Raw genomic sequence first — 18,853 nt, forward strand, 5'->3', positions numbered from 1 at the left:
GCTCGCTGTCCCCATTGCGGTATAAATTTCTTAACCGACTTTCGCAGCAGCGAAAAAAATCGAGCCGCAATGAAAAGCGGGGCACCGTTAGAATGTCCAGAGTGCCATCAAGCATCCAATTACCCTCGCTATGCCGACTGGGTATTTGGCCTTGGCTTACTGACGGCAGTGTTATTCATGCCGCTCGCGTTTCAAGAAGTCATTACCTTCGTTAGCGTGCCGGTTCTCGCTTTTATCGCAACGGGTTTAGTCATTACTGGGAGCGCGTTACGCCGATTACATAAAGTCTGATTTAGAGTCTACACTAATTGCAATATCAATTAATGGTGAGACAATGCAATGACGCTAGCTGTCATTCATATATGGATGCTTGTTTTTTGTGGCGGAGCCGCGGCCCTAGCAGGGATGATGCTAATACAAACTTCTGCAGTGAGCCATCGCAGTTCGGCCAGACTTCGGTGTGACTTACTAGATCAAGCGGCAATTCTAATTGGCACTTCTGCTTCCGTTGCTCAGCTTTGCCTTGCTCGTCATCTCCGTGCTCAACTCACCACACACTTAGACGTTTTAGGTGAAAACCTAGTCCGCTTACAGCAACTGAGTACGCGATTACAACTTACCGGGGAAGATGATGCGGTAGAGGTTATTAATAAATCACAACTGCTATTATCTCGAGCCTACAATCACTGCCTGAACGATGAGGATTCACAAGTTATTTCCATCGTGGCAAAATTCCAAACAGTCATCGAGCGACGCAAGCAGCATGCGCTTGATATCATCAACACGCGCTATCAACAGGCGTTAACCGAGCTCTAATTATGCACTCTCTCAGCTTTGGCAGCTGGCCTTCCAAGATCTCTGCAGCAACCTTAACCGCTGCTAATCGCTCGGTTAATTATCCTCAAGTTTGTGACGATGTCCTCTATTGGCAGGAATCGGTAGCTGACGAGCGTCGAACGACGGTCTGTGCCATGGTTGAGGGGGAGTGTGTCAGCGTGCTTAAGACACCCTACGGGATTGGCACTAAGGCCAATATCTACGGTGGGCAGTGTTGGACACCAACACCGCACGGATTGATTTTTGTGAATAAAGGCGATCAGAAGATATACCTTAGCAACGACCACCGGGTCATCAATATCTCTCCAAAGTCTGAAGCCTATTATGCCGATTTTCATTATTGTTCGGCGCTGGATTGCGTAGTGTTTATTGGTGAGCATCCCTCGGAAGCAGGTCAACCAGAGGCCACGATCGAGTTCATCCACTTGCTCACTGGTGAGCATCGGGAGCTTTATCGCACCGACAACTTCTGTGCGGCTCCCACTGTTTCTGAGAACGGAGAGCGCATCGCCTGGATGAGCTGGTCGAAGGATACGATGAACTGGGACGCCTCAACTATTTCCCTTGCCGATTTCCGTAACGGCAGCCTAAGTAAACCTACCCGACTAGAGGAATGCCCCCGCGACGGGGTATTTCAGCCTCGCTTTTACGATAACAGCCTCTGGTACTGTAACGATCGCAGCGGTTGGTCGAAACTTTACCGACACTCCTTAACGACTGGCGATGAAGATGTCGCGGTTGAACTCGATCGAGATATTGGCAGGCCACTCTGGCTCTATGGCTGGAGTAGCTATTGCTTCAACGCCAATAAGGTTTACTCACTATCCGCTCGGGAGGGCGTTACCCAGCTTTGGCACGCTTCGCTTGCAGGCAAAAAGCCGGAAATGATTGAACTCCCCTTTTCTCAACTTGAAGCACTGCACGCCTTCGAAGACGGTGTGGCATTTATCGCTTCAAACTGGTGTACCTTGCCAACGCTCTGTACTTGGAGCCCAAGTAAAGGCTTAATTAAACTCCGTATGAGCGCATTTGAGCCGACTGAAATCGAATGGATATCCAAACCGGAACATCTTTGTTTTCCAACCACGGATGACTCCCAGGCTTATGGATATTTCTATCCGCCGAAGAATCCACACTACAGAGGAATTGAGCGCAGTTTACCACCGCTGATTGTCATGGCGCATGGAGGGCCGACGGCGGCCAATTCCGAGACCATTAATTATAAAATTCAGTTTTGGACGAGTCGTGGCTACGCGGTGATGGATGTAAATTATCGCGGATCGATAGGCTATGGGCGCCACTACCGAGAGTCGCTCAACGGCTTTTGGGGGCGTCGTGACGCAGACGATGTGATTGCCGCGGCAAACTTTCTCATCAAAAGTGGTCGAGTCCATCCTAATCAAGTCGCGATAAAAGGAAGTAGCGCCGGTGCCTACACACTACTTCAAGCGCTTCGGCGAACATCACCCTTTAAGGCTGCTGCCTGTCATTATGGCATTGGTGATCTGTTCGCCCTAGAAGCGGAAACTCACAAATTTGAAGCGGGTTATAATCGTACTCTCATCGGTCAACTTCCCGAGAGTGAAGCGGTTTACCAACAGCGATCACCACTGTTTCATGCCGACGAAATTAACTGTCCGATTATCTTCTTTCAGGGTTTGGATGACGAGGTCGTGAAGCCGGAACAAACTGAGTTGCTAGCCGCAGCATTGGATAAGCGCTCCGTTCCCCACGCCGCGCTCTACTTTAGTAACGAGGGCCATGGTTTTCGCCAAGCCGACACCATAGATCAGGTGTTAAAGGCTGAACATTGGTTCTACTCACAGCGTTTGGGCTTTGATATAGATTCTAGCGATCTACCCAAAATGGGTAGCGCCAAGAATGAGGTAACTCTGCACCATGGGTAGATGGCGACCACCGGGCGAAAAGAAGTCAAATTACATTACCATTGAGGGCGCAGAGCTGATGACTCAGGAGTTACGTCAGCTTTGGAAAGTAGAGCGCCCTCAAGTCACAGCCGTGGTATCGGCCGCCGCCAAGAATGGGGATCGATCGGAAAATGGTGACTATATTTACGGTAAAAAGCGACTGCGAGAGATAGATAGTCGCGTCAGATATCTCACTAAGCGCTTAGACGCTGTGACGATAGTGGATAGAAAACCTACGGACTCCAATAAGGTTTTTTTTGGTGCTTGGGTAACCGTTGAGAATGACGAGGGTGTCGAGCAGAGATATCGCATAGTGGGCCCCGACGAATTCGATCGCGAACCGAGCTTTATCAGTATGGATGGGCCGCTCGCTAAGGCGCTTCTCGGAAAGTGTTTAGATGACGAGGTAAGCTTTAATACAGTTGACGGAGAAAAAGTGGTCGTCATCGTAGCAATTGAGTACTAAGTCTTTCGCTACTTTTGCCTGCCATCACGAACCTCGATAACGATAAGACATGACTCAGAGCAGGCCCTTCCGCGAGTGCCGAAAGAACCTCTCCAGCTAAATACCATCTGCTAACTGCTAATAGATTGCCCTACTAAGCTAACTCAACAAACGATGAGGTTTATTCAGCGATCTTGAAGCTAATGATAAGACAGCCAATGACAGTGCAATGGTAATGGCTACGCCACCCCACGCCCACAAATCAAAGCTCGCGTCGGCGCTAAATGACGCTTTGATAATTTGCTGCTGCGAGACAAAGGGGATGAGTAATAGTTCTTGCTCAATGACCTTGTCACTCAAATCAATCGCCATCAAGCCAACAAGTGGTGCTATCTGCAAAATCCCAAGCAATGTTTGTGCCTCTTTGAAGCTCTTAGCTTTCAGTGCAACCAATAACATAAGCGCACCAGCGAACATCGCAACCGGGAGTAATTGGAAGCAGACCATTGCTAAAGCCGAATAGGAAACCTGCCAACTAATACCCAGCTCTTGCAATGGCAGCAAAGACATCACCAAACTCAATAATACTGCCGTGAGCGCCGCCCCTATCCAACCAAATGCGGCCACCACACTCCACTTGGAACACATCAACAGCCAGGTGGAGGCCGGTTGCACAAGCAGTGGCTCAAGTGAAAGTCGTTCGCGTTCACCTGAGGTGGTATCAATGGCCGTGGCTAAAGCACAGGCAAAGGCCGCAAAGATAATCATTCCCGGCATGCTGCCGAGCACAATAGCCGCCCTACTACCTGGCTTCGCGGTGTCTCGACTTACCACGGCGATTGGTCGCATTGCCGCACTCGGTACTCCAAAGCCGGTCATTCGTTGCTGCGTAAGCTGTCGACTTAGACCGCTAATCTTTGCTCTGAGTTGTCGAGCGGCACCGTTTGACGTTGACTGACTGGAGTTGTACCAGAGTTCTGAATTGGCCGGCGCAAACTGGACTAAGTCTTCAACAAAACCTTCACCCAACACCAATACAGCATCGTAGTCCTCTAGTAGCGCTTCGGGATCATAGACACCCGCCTCCAATGCCGTAACATTCAGTCTAGCGTCAGCTAAGTGGGGGATCGTATCGGGAGCCAACTGGCTATTCACAATGGCCACTTCGAAGGTAGAGCTAGACTCCTTTTCGATTAAAAAGGCGATCACACCACCCATCATCGCCGGCATCATCAGCGGGATAATCAGCGCCATGGCGATAGAACGCTTATCTCTAATCGCTTCGAGCCATTCTTTCTTAATTGCAGACAACCACTGGATCATACCAATTCCTCCATTCTTGCTAACCGAACAAAGGCATCTTCGAGACCTGTTACATTCGCCTGCGCAATGAGCTGAGTCGACGTGCCGTTCGCGACAATTTGGCCCTCAGCCATCACTAATATTCGATCCGCTAAAGCATCAACCTCCTGCATAACATGGCTAGAAAATAGCAGCGCGCCGCCGTCTTCTCGATAACGATTTAAGACATCTCGCAATAACCTTACACTTGGCACATCGAGTCCGCGCGTGGGCTCATCCAACACCAATAATTTAGGGGCATGCAAGAGTGCACGAGCGAGTGACACCTTCATGCGCTCACCCTGGGAAAAGCCCGCGGTTCTTCGCTCCAACAAAGCTTCGAGCCTCAAAAGCGTAACCACCCTGTCAATCGCGGCCGCACACTCCTTGCGACTGAGACAATGTAAGCCACCAAAGTAATTTAAATACTCACGGACGGTTAGGCGCTCATAGAGGCCTTCTCTATCTCCTACCACACCGATGAGGCGTCTCGCCTCAATTGGGTTAACAGCCGGATCAAAACCGTCGATACGGACATTGCCCCCGTCTCGATCAATCAAACCACAGAGAATTCTCAAAGCCGTGGTTTTACCCGCTCCATTTGCACCCAACAGCGCTACCGATTCGCCCTCGGCCACGCTAAAGCTAGTGCCCTTGAGAACCGGTGTTTTCGCAAATGACTTAGTGACGTCCTCATAGTTAATCATTAGCTAGGCCTCCACCTAATTGAGAGCCAAAGGCCTCGGTCATAAATAAAGGAGGTGGCAAACTACTAATACACTCGACATCCATCTCGTCATCTTTCGCTTCAAAAAAACGGCCGATTTGTGTCGGCATACAGGCGCGCATCGAATTCATGTGCCCCCCATAGGGCAGGACAATTTCTAATGAATTCGCCAACCGCTGAGCGCTAACTTCCGCATAGCTTGGTGGAGTCACTGGGTCAAGCGCTCCCGAGATAAGTAGCGTGGGATGTTCCAGTACCGTTGGTTCATCGTAGTTGAGCACCTCAGTGGGCCACTGCGCACAAGCCAGCTGCCAGAATTCTAACCATGATTGACCTACAAAACCCTTAACCGCTTCGGCGCTAAAATCCGCCGCACTCACTCGGGGGAATTCCTCCGCGCAGAGCACTGAGAGAGTTAGTCCAAGATACATAGATTCGGCCGCGGCGTTTTGCCCGGAAGCCAAAGCTACTAGGGGCTGCCAGTTATCTTTTTCTGCTTGCTCCAAAACATAAAATAGTTGCCCTGACACTTCTGGCATATACAGCAAACCACGAATAATTTGTGCCAATTGGCTTCTTGTTAAGGTTTGTTCAACCTGCTGACCTTCCGCTGCATCAAACACAGAAATCGAAACCCCCTCGCCAACGAAGGCTAAGAGATTATTTAATTGCTCCGTAGGATGAGGAAAACGCTGCAGACACTCGTTATTACTATGACAAAGTAAAACCAATTCATCCCATGCACCCTGCGCGGCTTCAGCCGTAATTAAGACGGGAAGACTTACGGGGGCCACGCCATCTAATACCATCCGATTTACCGACTCGGGGTAACGCTGCGCGTAGAGTAATGCGAATCGAGTTCCCCAACTTCCACCCCAGAGATTAACTGTATCGGCTCCGATGATGACGCGTAAGGCTTCTAGATCATCGATACTCGTGTTGGAATTTAGCTGCTCTAACGGCCAAATTGATTTATCAAAACAATCCTGTACGGCGGCGGAAATCTGCTCGTCGCTAATCACCGTCTCGTCAAGCGCGCACTGCCAAGGATTACTCCTGCCGGTCGCGCGGCGATCGACAAAGTACAGATCATGATACTGATTACTGGGCCCAAAGGCGGCATCGATTAGCACCACTAGCTCTGATGAAGCTTGGCCTGGTCCACCAGCCAGAACAAAAATAGGGGGTTTAGTACCGCCCAACTTAACTGCCGCTTTACGGGTAACAGCTAAGACTGCGCCATCTTCAAACGTTAATTCTGCACATTCGAGCTGTTTGGGGTAACCGTCACGAAAGCAAGATGACCACTCTCCTAAGCTTGCAGCCTGAGAAAGGCTGGAATAACCCAGAGTGATCAGAAAAATACTACGTAATAAAAATCGCAATGAAAGCTCCTTGCTTAGCACCAGTTTACAATGACACCTGCTTCCGCGAACATGGTTTCGCTTAAAGCAATTTTCTCCCCCCAACGCGAGAGGAATTCATCTGACTGAGTTCTACAATAGACGTTGGCGATACCGGTCTGAATAATCTTTGCGGCACAGGTTGGGCAGGGGAAATGGGTAACAAAAATCTCACATCCAGCCAAATCACGTTTAGCATGCAAAATGGCATTCTCTTCAGCGTGGATAGTCTTTAGTAGTTTAACATCGCGACTATCTTGACCTGCGGAATCACTCACTCCTGAGGGATAACCATTGAAACCCAAGCTAATCACACGGTTGCCTTTCGTAATGACAGCACCAACCTGGGTACTCGGGTCCTTACTCCAAGACGCCACGAGATCAGCCATCTGAAAAAAACGTTCAGCCCACTTAGCACTCATCTCTATGAATCCTCATATTTATAGCGGTTGCTTGGGCTATTAGTCTACTCGAAAGCATGGCCTACGTAACCCATTTAATGGCAATGGCACAGATGGAGATCTTATCGATTTGATTGTAAGTGGGGAAGCGTAGATAAAATATCGACTTTTGAGGGGTTATTGCCTAGCTCACGGCTAAGGGTGAACGGCTAACGGCTAACGGCTAACGGCTAACGGCTAACGGTGAAAATTAGTAAGTTGAACCATCCAACTCACTGATATCTCAATGGTGCTGGGAAAATCGCACCATTGAGATCGTTTTGATCCGTGCCTAATTATCGAGTGATTGCTTAAAGAATCGTTCAATCATACGATACTGATGGGTACGGGTTCGAGCGTCACGCATACCGTGCTTTTCGCCTGGATAATCCATACTCCAGAAAGGAATCATCGCTTCCTGTAACTTACGGTAAACCTGGGTACTATTGGTAAACAACACGTTGTCATCGGCCATGCCATGGTAAATAAATAAATCGCCGACTAGGTTTTCCGCATAGGGAAGGACCGATGAGGCATCATAGCCTTCGGCGTTGGTATCTGGATGCCCCATATAACGCTCAGTGTAATGGGTGTCATAGAGTCGCCAGTCACTCACCGAACCACCAGCGGCCCCGGCAGCGAAGTAGTCACTTGCGGTGAACATTGCCATCAGCGTCATATAGCCACCATAACTGTAACCGAATACACCAACTCGCTCAGGATCGACCCAGCCGGTTGAGCGCAGCACTTCGACCGCTTTGATTTGATCGCGTACCTCAACATCGCCAGTACGGAGATGAATAGCCGTTTCAAAATCCATGCCACGCGCGGCCGAACCACGGTTATCGATAGTAATGACTGCAAACCCCTGCTGCGCCATATAGTTTAAAAACAGCGAACTAAAGCTATTTGTCACTTGCTGAGACCCTGGCCCGCCATACAGAAAGACGAGTGCTGGGTACTGCTTTGAGGTATCCAAATTCACGGGTTCAAAGAGGCGGTAATGGAGTACCGTCTCACCGTCCTCGGCGAGTGTCGTGCCGAAAGTTGGCGTGACTAACTCATCCCAGTAAGGCGCCATCGGATGGTTATCATCAACTGGATTCTCGTTGATCCATAGCAGTCGCTCCCCGCTCTGACTGTGGAGACTGACCTGCGCTAGCGTATCAATCGAGCTAAAGGTATCTAGATAACGGGAGCCGTCTCCGCTAAAGGTAATATTATGCATACCCGAGCGCTGCGAAATGCGCTCGATCGGCGCTTCTTCCAGCAAGCCCGCTTGGTACAGATGGCGTTCTAATACCGTGTCTTTGCGCCCAGTGAAATAAACTAAGTCGCGCTCTAAATCAACGGCTTCTAAGCCGTCTACAACCCATTCTCCCGAGGTGATCTGACGAATCAGTTCGCCGTTACCACGATAGAGGTATAGGTGTTTGAAACCATCACGCTCGGATGCCCAAATGAACTGTTCACCGCCATTAATGAAACGAATATCAGCGTCCAAATTCACCCAGGCAGGATGTTCTTCAACCACTAGGACGTGCTCGTCATCGGCTGCGACATCGTACTGACGCAGTTCGACGCGCGTTTGCGCTCGGTTTTGCCACTGATACGTGAGCAGCCCTGGCTTCTGCCAATTAACTCGCGCCAAATAGATATCCTTCTCTTCCCCCAAATCAATCCATTTAGTCTGCGCGCCCATCAAGGTAAATACGGCTAATTCAATTTCCACATTAGCAGTACCTGCCCACGGATACTTCTGTTCAATCGTGTCAACACGGTCTGCATAAATTTCATTCCGAAGCGCCGTAGCCACCTGAGTATCATCGGTTCGCGTAAAGGCAATCTGACTTTCATCCGGCGACCACCAGTAGCCGGTCATTCTAGCCATTTCTTCTTGGGCAACGAATTCGGCCATACCATTACGAATGGCACCACCACCATCCTGAGTGATCTGTGTTTCCTCACCAGTAGTAATATGCTTGATAAAGAGGTTCTGGTCGCGGATGTAAGAGATGTAATTTCCCTTAGGTGACACCTTGATGTCAGTTTCGAATTCAGGGGTGTCTAATAGGCGCGTTGCTTCATCTTCCGCGAGATTATAAAGATAAGCGTCCCCACCTAATGGGAACAGCAGTCGCTCAGCGCTTCCGGCCCAGGAGTAACTAACGATACCATTACCGCGCAGACGCAAACGCTCACGACGCGCCTTCTCTTCGTTAGAGAGAATCTCCTCGCTCGCATTCAAACGATCAGAGTCAAACAATAAGCGTTGCTCACCTGAGTCCAGGTCAAACTCCCACAAATCAAGCTGTTGTGCATCGCTCGTCTTGCCCGCAAGGAAAGTCACACGCTTCCCATCTGGCGACATCTGCACATTTCTTACGGTTGTTCCGTAAATGCTAGGCGAAGCAAAAATTCGCTCGATGGTCAGTGGTTCAGCCGTCGTAAGCGCCGCGGACGACGCCATGACTGAGCAAACTAAGTATCGAAGTAATCGCATATTGGTCTCTCTTATTGTTGGGCAAGCTAAAAGGTGAAACGCAGCCTATCTAGGGCTGCGTTTCTTGGCGAATCGCTTCGCCGGTTGTTTTTTATTTTCTAGGGTTCGGCGAACTCCATTAGGTTTCGGCCTAGCGGAAGGTCGCTGAGGCCGTTTTGATGCCTCGGGAACCAAGGCATTCTCACCGGAGCCGATCAGATCTTTTCGCCCCATGCTGGTGAAAGCTTCACGCAGATTGTCCCAACCATTTTCATCATGGTAGCGAAGAATTGCCTTTTGACGGCGACGTTGATCTAGCGTGCGCGCTGTATGAACCTGCTCAGACTTATACTTAACACGCTTCAGGGGATTGCGGCGAGCGTGATACATTGCCGTTGCCAATGACATCGGCGATGGGTAGAAAGTCTGTACTTGATCCACTCGGAATTTATTCTTCTTTAGCCACAGAGCAAGATTAATCATGTCTTCGTCATCACAGCCCGGATGAGCGGCAATGAAATACGGAATAAGATACTGTTTCTTACCTGCTTCCTTTGAGTACTTGTCGAATAAACGTTTGAACTCATAGTAGGAACCCATCTCTGGCTTCATCATCTTCGAGAGCGTGTTTTTTTCGGTATGCTCTGGAGCAATTTTTAGATAGCCACCCACATGATGAGTCACGAGCTCACGAACATATTCTGGGTCTCGAACGGCAAGGTCATAGCGAAGCCCTGAAGCAATCGCGATACGCTTGATGCCAGGGAGCGATCGTGCTCGACGGTAGAGCTGAGTAGTCGGTGTATGATCCGTGTTCAAGTTCTTACAAATTGTTGGGTACACACAGCTTAAGCGACGACAGTTTGCCTGGATATCATCACTCTTACATTTCAGGTGGTACATATTCGCGGTCGGCCCGCCCAAATCTGAAATCGTGCCAGTGAAGCCAGGCACCTTATCGCGAATATCTTCGATCTCTTTAATCACTGATTCTTCAGAGCGAGACTGAATGATTCTCCCTTCGTGTTCCGTGATGGAGCAGAAAGTACAACCCCCAAAACAGCCGCGCATAATGTTGACCGAAAAACGAATCATTTCATAGGCGGGAATATTAGCTTCACCATAGCTTGGGTGAGGCACACGCTGATATTCAAAGGCAAAAACTTGATCCATTTCTTCCGTTAACAACGGAATTGGCGGTGGGTTTACCCAGATTTCACGATTGCCGTGTTTCTGCACTAACGGTACGGCATTGTGAGGATTAGATTCCTGGTGCAACACGCGTGAAGCGTGAGCATACAACACTGCATCGGCACCCACTTTTTCAAAACTAGGCAGACGAATGTAGGACTTGGCTTTATCGAAGTCCGCTTTGGACTTCAAAGGCTGGGGAATAATACGAATGGGCTCGGCTTTAACCTCATCGACGTCAACTGCTGTGGCGTCAACTGCAAGATTGCCGGGTTTACCTGAAGCCTTGTCGCAGTTGGCGGCTTCTTCGCTCATTGCATAGGGGTTTAACAGCTGATCGATATGTCCCGGCCAGTCTACACGGGTAGAATCAACTTCCGTCCAGCCCTCAGGAATATCGGAAAGCACAACCGTGGTGCCGCGAATATTGCGCATATCTGCCACAGTTTTTCCGCGAGAGAACGCGAGAGCGACCTCGATAATGGCTCTTTCTGCATTGCCGTAGAGGAGAATATCAGCAGTTGAGTCAATGAGCACAGAACGGCGAATTTCATCGCTCCAGTAATCATATTGAGCAATACGACGTAAGCTCGCCTCGATACCGCCAATAACCACCGGGATCTCGTTAAAGGCTTCTTTGCAACGTTGGGTGTAAACAATAACCGCCCGATCTGGACGTTTGCCGCCCTCGCCGTTTGGCGTATAGGCATCGTCGTGACGGATCCGCTTATCCGCCGTGTAACGGTTAATCATTGAGTCCATGTTGCCTGACGACACGGCAAAGAACAGGTTGGGCTTGCCCAGTCGCATGAAGTCCTTGGCATTGGTCCAATCTGGCTGGCAAATCAACCCAACTCGGTAGCCCTGTGATTCAAGCAAACGACCAATGACCGCCATGCCGAAGCTTGGGTGATCAACGTAGGCGTCACCGCAGACGATAATAATATCGCAGCTATCCCACCCCAATTGATCCATCTCCTCACGAGACATCGGCAAAAATGGAGCTGTGCCGTAGCATTCCGCCCAATATTTGGGGTATGAAGAGAGAAGTGGTGCTTTGATTAAACTCATTGTGGGTTATCGCCTAAAACTGTGCAGGCATTATCGTTCATCCCAGCGCCAATGCCAAATCAGGAGTTTCACCGTGACCTATGTGATTACCACAACATTCCTTGACTATCCGCCGGCAGCAATCGCCGCGAAGAGTTGTCGCCATTCCTCTAGCTGCGTCACCAATTGAGCGCGTTGCGGTTCGCTTAAACCATTCATGAAGGTCGCTATGTGACCGAAACTACGCTGTCGGTTATCTACCTTGATAGCTTTGTATTCCGGCGAGTACAGCGTTTCGGGATAGGACATCACCGCGATCAGTCGCGCTTCATCTCGAGCGCGAAGAGCCGCTGAAAATTCATCCAGCCACCGATGACGCCACGCCATCCATTCCACCGTAGTATCCTGCTGATCGGTGACGGAATTCATCAGCGAAGCTTTCTGACTTTCAGTCAGATCACCGACCATTTCCTCGACAAACTTAATTCGGCCTTCAGCCCAGCGCTCTTTGCGCTCACTAATATTATCCTCGGCGAGTTGCTCATCATCTTCATCTAAGCCGCGTTGAAGATTAGCGAGTAGCTCTTCGTGTTGTTCATCTGATAGCTTAACTAAAAATTCGGCGCCCATCGGCGCTAGCCATGCAAGCGTTTCGGCTCGATGGTTTATGATCCGTGTGTACCACTCCTTAACATCCGCGTCACTCACTTCTCCCAACATAATTTGGGTTTCGACATCCGATAGGAAGTTGAAATAAAGCGGCATATGCTCGTTGCGGTTTACCTCCAAGGCTTCAGTGATAAGCGCCATGAGCTCATCTTCCTGATCCCCATTTAAGGTAACAAATTCATCCATTTCCCACACTACATAGCGAGGGATGAAATCATAGAGAAAAGCTTGGGTACAACCGGTCAATAGCACAACGACCATTAACAGTCCCATTTGGGCGCTGCGACGAATTCTGCCGAAGCCATGAGCGATTACAGAGTTATCCTTGTCGTTAGCGGTTTCTATCCTAGATGGGTACATATCTCTTCAAATTCTCGCTTAGCTATAGTGGGAACGTTGGCTCCCTCTTTAGGATAACCGACGACTAACAACACGAACGCGCGTTCATTGCTCGGGCGTTCCATAATTTCATTCATAAACCCCATTGGACTGGGAGTATGAGTAAGCGTAGCCAAACCACTTAGATGCAGCGAACTTATTAGCATCCCGGTTGCCAGACCCACTGACTCCGTTGGGTAGTAAACCTTTTGCTTGGTGCCGTGCTCATCAACCCGACTCCTTTCGGCAAATACGCCAATGATCACTGGAGCCTCGGTGAGAAACGGTTTGTGCTCATCCGTCCCCAATGGGGCTAATACGTCCAGCCAGTCCTGTGGGGCTCGGCTGTTGTAAAATGCTCGCTCCTCCGCTTCGGCGGCTTCCTTAATCGCGGTCTTGCGTTCAGTATCTGTGACCACAACAAAGTGCCAAGGTTGCAAATTGGCGCCATTTGGCGCGGTGGCCGCGGCCCGAATAGCATTCCAAATCACCTCCATGGGCACCGGTTCTTCACTAAAATCTCGCACGGTTCGTCGCGTCTTTAATAGCCCAAGAAAGTCCCTACTTCGCTCACACATTGTAGCCTTCGTAAGACGGTTAAAGTTCAACGGCTCGGTCGGGAAATTGGTCATGAAAACACCCCTAGGTTACGTATTTTTATTAGGATTAGATTACAATAGGGCAATCAACCAAGTGAGACAACCATGGACCGAGTTGGCAAGCTACTTGTTAATCAAGAACTGTGTGAATCCCGTAACCGAGACCAGCGTTGAATAAGCAAGCGAAAGTTCGTTACCGATTACTTGATCGTGACGACTGGTCTACAACGACTAAGCCTAGCTTAAAGCTTCCTGCAGAGGTAAAAATCTCAGTCGAATTGAGTGATGAGGATCGCTTTGTCTCTCGCGCAGGATTGAAACAGCTTCCTAGCCAAGCGGCATTTAGCTAGGCTAGTATTATCGCATTGATAAAGAGGAGTTCGCTATGAAGTACTTTCGCTCACTTGCGCTGCTTTCTACAACAAGTCTTTTACTACTCGGTTGCGCCCAGAACCCTTCAATCATGGGGTTTCCCTCAACGCTTTCAAGCGAGGAAATCAAACAGGGACCCTCTACCGCTGTCATGAGGGAAGTCAATGTTGGCTTTATGGATGACTCCGTCGCGCTTACCACCTTCGCAGAGGAGTTATTGGCAGCAAATGACCAGCAAACCTTTAGCCCTCTTCGCCTCAGTAGCTCGGGCGACAATATTGCTACGACCACCCAGGTCAGCCGAATCTATGACACCACTATTGTCGGCACGAAGCGTGAAAGAAAAGCACGAATAGACGACATCATTAATTCATTTTATCGCAACGACAACTATCAATTTCAATATCAGGCTGAGGGTAACTTTAGCGCTGCTGAGGCATTTGAACGCCAGGCCGGCAATTGCGTTTCTTTTTCCGCGCTCGTCGTAAAACTAGCTCGGGCTCAAGGGCTAGAGGCCTCTTTTCAAATCGTGGAAACATTGCCCGGGTGGGACGAAGTGGATAGCGGCACGGTCATGTATATTCGGCACATCAATGCGAATATTCTCGTCAGTGCCTACGAATCGATCAATGTAGATATCAATAACCCGCGTGATGCCGTAACCGTTCGAACAAGGCTCATCAGTGATCAGGAAGCCGAAGCCGAATTTCTCAACAATCTTGCCATTAGTGCCCTGTCCGAAGGTAATTTCGATCAAGCCCATCAACTTCTGTACCAGTCGCTATCGCTCAACGAGAACTCCGGCGGAACCTGGTCTAATCTGGGTACGCTGTATCGTAGGATGGGTCACGATGAATGGGCTGAGCAGGCATTTTTAAAGGGAGCCTTAGCGCCACATAATTTCGAGACTGCGCAAAGTAACCTAGAACGTTTCTACCGCCAAAGAGATCAAATCGCCTATGCAGACAGGCTTGCGGAGGCGCTGCTAGAATACCGAGAAAATAACCCCATCACGCACCAAAGACGAGCCCGAGAGCAAATGATCGCAGGCAACTTTGACAGCGCGATCAATCATCTTAAGATCGCCTTAGAAATTGCTCCTAACATGCACTCGACGCTCTATCTAATGGCCATCAGCTATGAGTTTAATGGCGACGGCGAGTTAGCCAATTCCTATCAGCAGGCGGCGAATAATATAAGCGAGCAGCGTGATACGCTGCGCTTTGAACAGAAGCGTCAGGCACTTTTGCGTCACCATAATCTGTAGCTTGGATGGCGACGCTCAAAATTCGATAACGACGCTTATTATCCAAGGGAAGTATTTGACCAACGCCGCCGCACGCTAGTGAGCTACTCTGCTAGCTGTACTAAAGGATTCGCCTCCGGACAGGAGAAGAATGAGTCGATTAGTGTTGGACTCACCTCTCCAATGGAAGCATGTTGCCAAGTTGGCGACTGATCTTTATCGATGACCAACGCGCGAACACCTTCGGCGAAGTCAGGTTGTTGAAGGCAGCGGACGCTCATCCACCACTCCATCCGAAACACATCCGCCAGCGACATCTCTCCTGCTCGATTCATCTGTTCCCAAACTAAACAAGCGGTCAGCGGGCAGCCCGAACGGTATTTTTTAGCGGCAGACTCGATAAACTCGATGCCTTCATAACTACTTAATGCTTGATCTATTGCCGCGATATCATTACTCGCACAGAGCAAATCAATATCTTCTCGGTATGCCAAAAGTCGGGGGGCGAGAGAACTTGCCGCAGAGGCAAGTTGTGCAAGTAACTCAGTGAGTTGGCGCCTTGGTTGCTCCCAGCTCAACAACCGCATTGCCTCGATGAGCTCAGCATATTGACTGTCATCTAAACGGTAATCGGCTAAGCCTACGCCGACTGCATCCGTACCATTAATTGAGCAGCCGGTTAAACCCATAAATAACCCCAACTTTCCTGGTGCTCGGGAGAGAAAATAAGAGCCGCCCACGTCGGGATATAAACCAATCGTAATTTCAGGCATAGCGATTCGGGTGCTATTCGTTACCACCCGAAATGGAGCCTCTGCGAGTAAGCCTAAGCCGCCGCCCATAACAATCCCACTACCCCAAACAATTAGCGGTTTCGAGAAGGAATGAATAGCATAATCAAGGGCGTATTCTTTGGCGAAAAATTCGCGCCCTTGATCACCATTGAGGCTCAGTTCACGTAGGTGCTTAATATCTCCACCGGCACAAAGCGCTCGATCGCCAGCGCCTTTGATAATCACCGCTACCACCGACTCATCTCGTTCGCAAAGGCTTAGAGCTTGATGCAATTCTTCAACCATCTGCTGAGTCAGCGCATTGAGGGTTTTTGCGGAATTGAGAGTCAGTTCCACTACGCTAGTATGAGTAGAGGTAGGGAGCTTAGATGTTAAAATAACGGAATCAGACATAGGTTTTTCTTATTATGGTTGCTTAGTTGCCATGAGTATAACAAGCTAAAGTGGAAACAATCACCTTAAACAGAATCAAATATCATGCTGAAGTTCACCGCCACTCGCATCGCCACCGCTATTCTCAACGGTTTCGAAGCTGCGATTGAAGATCACAATCGAGTTACCTTAGGCGCCCGAGAACGCTTCGAGCGGGCCGATTGGCAGGCCGCCGCTGAGGCGCAAAAACATCGCGCCGACGTGTATCGATCCGGCATCGAAAAGGCGGCAGCAAAACTGAAGCTAGTTGCCGATGAAGCCCTTCACAATCAAGCACTTTGGGCGGATGTTAAGTATGAATTTGCGCAGATGATTGAGGATCATGACAACCGCAACATTACCCAGACCTTTTACAATTCGGTCTACAGTAATTGGTTTAGCTTCGAACGTTACGACAATAAGTATCTATTTGTAGAGGGCGAGGGTGAAAAGAATCGTGACGTGAGCGCACGGGTGTTTAATCGTTTTCGTCATCAGAACAGCTTTCTCGAACTGGCCATTAATCTGCTAGACCGCTACCAATTTAGCGTCTCATGGCGTCACCTTGAACAGGATGCGCAGCATATTGCCGAGGCCCTCGAGTCACAGTTACTCCCTCAGTTACACGTTCCCTTGGCTGACATTGAGGTTCAGGTACTAAAATCCGTTTTCTACCGCAATAAAGGCGCTTATCTGGTGGGTAGAATTCTTCATGGTGACACTATCACCCCGCTCGTCTTACCGATATCAAACATTCCAGGCGAAGGTGTTTTTGTCGACGCTGCCATTACCGCGACCGATGACGTGAGTGTTATCTTTAGCTTCACTCGGTCTCATTTCATGGTCGACGCTCCTATTCCACAAGCCTACGTTAACTTCTTACATACCATTATGCCGGAAAAGCATCGCTACGAACTCTACACCAGCTTGGGTTTTATCAAGCACGGTAAAACCGAGTTTGTCCGTGATTTTGTGAACCATAGCGATCGCTCCGATGACCAACTGGTGATGGCCGCTGGAACACGTGGGATGGTAATGAGCGTGTTTACCTTGGAGAGTTACGATGTCGTCTTTAAAATTATCAAAGATCGTTTCCGTCCACCAAAGTCGGTCACTCGAGCTCAAGTGAAAGCTAAGTATCGACTAGTGAGCCGCCACGATCGTGCCGGCCGCATGGCTGACACCCAAGAGTTTAATAACTTCTGGTTCGAGCAGCAGGAATTTGATCCCGACTGCCTCGCAGAACTATTGCAAGAATGCGCTTCGACCGTTGAACTCAAAGATAACCGAGTACTGATTAAGCATGTCTATATCGAACGGCGTATGGAGCCATTAAATCTCTTTGTCAATCATCAGCCCACCGCCGCGATTGAAAGAGCAATGGAGGACTACGGCAACGCTATCCGTGAAATTGCCGGAGCGAATATCTTTCCAGGCGACATGCTGTTGAAGAATTTTGGAGTTACTCGTCATGGCCGAGTTATCTTCTACGACTATGACGAAATTTGCTTCCTAGACGAGTGCACCTTCCGCGACATACCACCGCCACGAAACGCTCGCGATGAAATGTCTTCAGCCCCGTGGTACGCAGTCAATGAAAATGATGTTTTCCCCGAGGAGTTCAGCTATTTTTTCAGCGGTAACCCACATGCTAAAGCTGCGTTCGAGACCTTTCATTCTGACCTCTATCAACGGCAAACCTGGCGAGAAATACAGCGTCGAATTCGCGACGGCGAGAGCAGCTATGTATACCCCTACCGTGTTACTCAACGCTTCTATCCGCAAATAAAGGCGCGCTAACCAGACTGCGTAAAAACCACAATCATTTCATCGTATTTCAACTAGCAGCGCTTGGATTTTGAACTAGACTTTAGGTATAGACATATCAATACCGAGGCGTCCACGATGAAACTACTTAATCATACTGTCGGCATATTGACTCACCCCAACCAGGAATGGGCTCAAATTCGCAGTGAAAAAGAAAATAAACTCATCGTCTTTTTGACACACGTTCCTATTCTGGCGTTGATTCCAGTTCTAGCAACCTATTACGGCGTAACCGAGGTTGGTTGGGGATTCAATGGCAATCATATGTACCTCACCCGGGAGAGCGCTGCGAGTCTAGCTGCCATTTCCTATGTCGCCAATATGGGGATGGTGTATATGTTAGGTGAGTTCATTAATTGGATGACGGAAACCTTCGCCGAGAAGGAAACGGAAACGGGAAGAGGAATGACCATGGCGGTTTTCCTAATGACTCCGGTATTTCTTTCTGGTCTCGTTTTTGCCTATCCCCACCTCTGGCTGTGCGCAACCTTTGCAATTGCTGGGATCGCCTGGGCCGTTTACCTCTGTTATGAGGGCATGCCTATTCTGATGAAGATACCCAAAGAGCGGGCCTTCATGTTCTCCTCCTCCGTTATGACCGTTGGCTTGGTGCTTCTAGTCATTATGAAAGTGGCCAGTGTGATCGTATGGAGTATTGGTATCGGTCCTGAGTATACCAGCATGCCATCGTAGGCACTGCTAACCTTAGTTCA

At 49.3% G+C, this 18,853-nt stretch carries 17 protein-coding genes; 8 read left to right on the plus strand and 9 right to left on the minus strand.

The window, feature by feature from the left end:
- Positions 1–69 precede the first annotated feature (69 nt).
- Genes Q0698_RS05650 through greB form a run of 4 tightly spaced genes read left to right on the plus strand, consistent with a single transcriptional unit; the run spans position 70 to position 3,231 of the window.
- Positions 70–291, plus strand: a complete 222-nt coding sequence (locus tag Q0698_RS05650) for a hypothetical protein (protein ID WP_298634568.1) — start codon at positions 70–72, stop codon at positions 289–291.
- A gap of 48 nt (positions 292–339) precedes the next feature.
- Positions 340–816, plus strand: coding sequence for a hypothetical protein (locus tag Q0698_RS05655; RefSeq protein ID WP_298634570.1), 477 nt, complete (start codon positions 340–342; stop codon positions 814–816).
- A gap of 2 nt (positions 817–818) precedes the next feature.
- Positions 819–2,744 (plus strand): prolyl oligopeptidase family serine peptidase, encoded by a 1,926-nt coding sequence (locus tag Q0698_RS05660; protein ID WP_298634572.1) that lies wholly within the window; start codon positions 819–821, stop codon positions 2,742–2,744.
- Positions 2,737–3,231, plus strand: coding sequence for a transcription elongation factor GreB (gene greB, locus Q0698_RS05665; RefSeq protein WP_298634574.1), 495 nt, complete (start codon positions 2,737–2,739; stop codon positions 3,229–3,231). The genes Q0698_RS05660 and greB overlap by 8 nt, the downstream gene beginning before the upstream one ends.
- 138 nt (positions 3,232–3,369) lie before the next feature.
- Here greB and Q0698_RS05670 read toward each other — a convergent pair whose 3' ends face one another.
- The 8 genes from Q0698_RS05670 to Q0698_RS05705 all read right to left on the minus strand — a co-directional run bounded on the left by Q0698_RS05670 (position 3,370) and on the right by Q0698_RS05705 (position 13,523).
- Entirely contained in the window at positions 3,370–4,533 is a 1,164-nt protein-coding gene (locus Q0698_RS05670) for an ABC transporter permease (protein WP_298634576.1), read from the minus strand.
- Positions 4,530–5,258, minus strand: coding sequence for an ATP-binding cassette domain-containing protein (locus Q0698_RS05675; protein WP_298634578.1), 729 nt, complete (start codon positions 5,256–5,258; stop codon positions 4,530–4,532). The genes Q0698_RS05670 and Q0698_RS05675 overlap by 4 nt, the downstream gene beginning before the upstream one ends.
- Entirely contained in the window at positions 5,251–6,663 is a 1,413-nt protein-coding gene (locus Q0698_RS05680; RefSeq protein WP_298634580.1) for an alpha/beta hydrolase, read from the minus strand. The genes Q0698_RS05675 and Q0698_RS05680 overlap by 8 nt, the downstream gene beginning before the upstream one ends.
- A 14-nt stretch (positions 6,664–6,677) precedes the next feature.
- Complete coding sequence (locus Q0698_RS05685) at positions 6,678–7,103, minus strand: cytidine/deoxycytidylate deaminase family protein (protein ID WP_298634581.1); 426 nt, start codon at positions 7,101–7,103, stop codon at positions 6,678–6,680.
- 310 nt (positions 7,104–7,413) lie between these two features.
- Entirely contained in the window at positions 7,414–9,624 is a 2,211-nt protein-coding gene (locus tag Q0698_RS05690; protein ID WP_298634583.1) for a DPP IV N-terminal domain-containing protein, read from the minus strand.
- 45 nt (positions 9,625–9,669) lie between these two features.
- On the minus strand, positions 9,670–11,865 hold the full coding sequence (locus Q0698_RS05695) for a YgiQ family radical SAM protein (protein ID WP_298634585.1): 2,196 nt from the start codon (positions 11,863–11,865) through the stop codon (positions 9,670–9,672).
- A gap of 105 nt (positions 11,866–11,970) precedes the next feature.
- On the minus strand, positions 11,971–12,873 hold the full coding sequence (locus Q0698_RS05700) for a DUF6279 family lipoprotein (protein ID WP_298634588.1): 903 nt from the start codon (positions 12,871–12,873) through the stop codon (positions 11,971–11,973).
- The gene (locus Q0698_RS05705; RefSeq protein ID WP_298634590.1) at positions 12,855–13,523 is read right to left on the minus strand and encodes a nitroreductase family protein; all 669 of its coding nucleotides are present in this window, start codon (positions 13,521–13,523) and stop codon (positions 12,855–12,857) included. The genes Q0698_RS05700 and Q0698_RS05705 overlap by 19 nt, the downstream gene beginning before the upstream one ends.
- Positions 13,524–13,660: 137 nt before the next feature.
- Between Q0698_RS05705 and Q0698_RS05710 the strand changes: the two genes are divergently transcribed.
- On the plus strand, positions 13,661–13,840 hold the full coding sequence (locus tag Q0698_RS05710) for a hypothetical protein (RefSeq protein ID WP_298634592.1): 180 nt from the start codon (positions 13,661–13,663) through the stop codon (positions 13,838–13,840).
- 35 nt (positions 13,841–13,875) lie between these two features.
- A complete protein-coding gene (locus Q0698_RS05715; RefSeq protein WP_298634595.1) occupies positions 13,876–15,129 on the plus strand; it encodes a transglutaminase domain-containing protein in 1,254 nt (417 codons plus the stop codon).
- Between the two features lie 83 nt (positions 15,130–15,212).
- On the opposite strand, the gene Q0698_RS05720 is transcribed toward Q0698_RS05715, so the two are convergent.
- Positions 15,213–16,295, minus strand: coding sequence for an enoyl-CoA hydratase/isomerase family protein (locus Q0698_RS05720; RefSeq protein WP_298634597.1), 1,083 nt, complete (start codon positions 16,293–16,295; stop codon positions 15,213–15,215).
- A gap of 84 nt (positions 16,296–16,379) precedes the next feature.
- Here Q0698_RS05720 and aceK point away from each other — a divergent pair, with 84 nt between their 5' ends.
- On the plus strand, positions 16,380–18,113 hold the full coding sequence (gene aceK / locus Q0698_RS05725; RefSeq protein ID WP_298634600.1) for a bifunctional isocitrate dehydrogenase kinase/phosphatase: 1,734 nt from the start codon (positions 16,380–16,382) through the stop codon (positions 18,111–18,113).
- Positions 18,114–18,218: 105 nt separating this feature from the next.
- Positions 18,219–18,833: a Yip1 family protein gene (locus tag Q0698_RS05730; protein ID WP_298634602.1), complete on the plus strand. Its 615-nt coding sequence runs from the start codon at positions 18,219–18,221 to the stop codon at positions 18,831–18,833.
- The last annotated feature ends 20 nt before the right edge of the window (positions 18,834–18,853 follow it).

Origin of the sequence: uncultured Umboniibacter sp., from assembly GCF_947497555.1 — a bacterium.
Lineage (GTDB): Bacteria > Pseudomonadota > Gammaproteobacteria > Pseudomonadales > DSM-25080 > Umboniibacter.

What these genes read in the sequence shown, in the direction of transcription:
- Q0698_RS05650 (WP_298634568.1), top strand. Translation starts at nt 70, where the DNA reads ATGAAAAGCGGGGCACCGTTAGAATGTCCAGAGTGCCATCAAGCATCC.
- Q0698_RS05655 (WP_298634570.1), top strand. Translation starts at nt 340, where the DNA reads ATGACGCTAGCTGTCATTCATATATGGATGCTTGTTTTTTGTGGCGGA.
- Q0698_RS05660 (WP_298634572.1), top strand. Translation starts at nt 819, where the DNA reads ATGCACTCTCTCAGCTTTGGCAGCTGGCCTTCCAAGATCTCTGCAGCA.
- greB (WP_298634574.1), top strand. Translation starts at nt 2,737, where the DNA reads ATGGGTAGATGGCGACCACCGGGCGAAAAGAAGTCAAATTACATTACC.
- Q0698_RS05670 (WP_298634576.1), bottom strand. Translation starts at nt 4,533, where the DNA reads ATGATCCAGTGGTTGTCTGCAATTAAGAAAGAATGGCTCGAAGCGATT.
- Q0698_RS05675 (WP_298634578.1), bottom strand. Translation starts at nt 5,258, where the DNA reads ATGATTAACTATGAGGACGTCACTAAGTCATTTGCGAAAACACCGGTT.
- Q0698_RS05685 (WP_298634581.1), bottom strand. Translation starts at nt 7,103, where the DNA reads ATGAGTGCTAAGTGGGCTGAACGTTTTTTTCAGATGGCTGATCTCGTG.
- Q0698_RS05690 (WP_298634583.1), bottom strand. Translation starts at nt 9,624, where the DNA reads ATGCGATTACTTCGATACTTAGTTTGCTCAGTCATGGCGTCGTCCGCG.
- Q0698_RS05695 (WP_298634585.1), bottom strand. Translation starts at nt 11,865, where the DNA reads ATGAGTTTAATCAAAGCACCACTTCTCTCTTCATACCCCAAATATTGG.
- Q0698_RS05700 (WP_298634588.1), bottom strand. Translation starts at nt 12,873, where the DNA reads ATGTACCCATCTAGGATAGAAACCGCTAACGACAAGGATAACTCTGTA.
- Q0698_RS05705 (WP_298634590.1), bottom strand. Translation starts at nt 13,523, where the DNA reads ATGACCAATTTCCCGACCGAGCCGTTGAACTTTAACCGTCTTACGAAG.
- Q0698_RS05715 (WP_298634595.1), top strand. Translation starts at nt 13,876, where the DNA reads ATGAAGTACTTTCGCTCACTTGCGCTGCTTTCTACAACAAGTCTTTTA.
- Q0698_RS05720 (WP_298634597.1), bottom strand. Translation starts at nt 16,295, where the DNA reads ATGTCTGATTCCGTTATTTTAACATCTAAGCTCCCTACCTCTACTCAT.
- aceK (WP_298634600.1), top strand. Translation starts at nt 16,380, where the DNA reads ATGCTGAAGTTCACCGCCACTCGCATCGCCACCGCTATTCTCAACGGT.
- Q0698_RS05730 (WP_298634602.1), top strand. Translation starts at nt 18,219, where the DNA reads ATGAAACTACTTAATCATACTGTCGGCATATTGACTCACCCCAACCAG.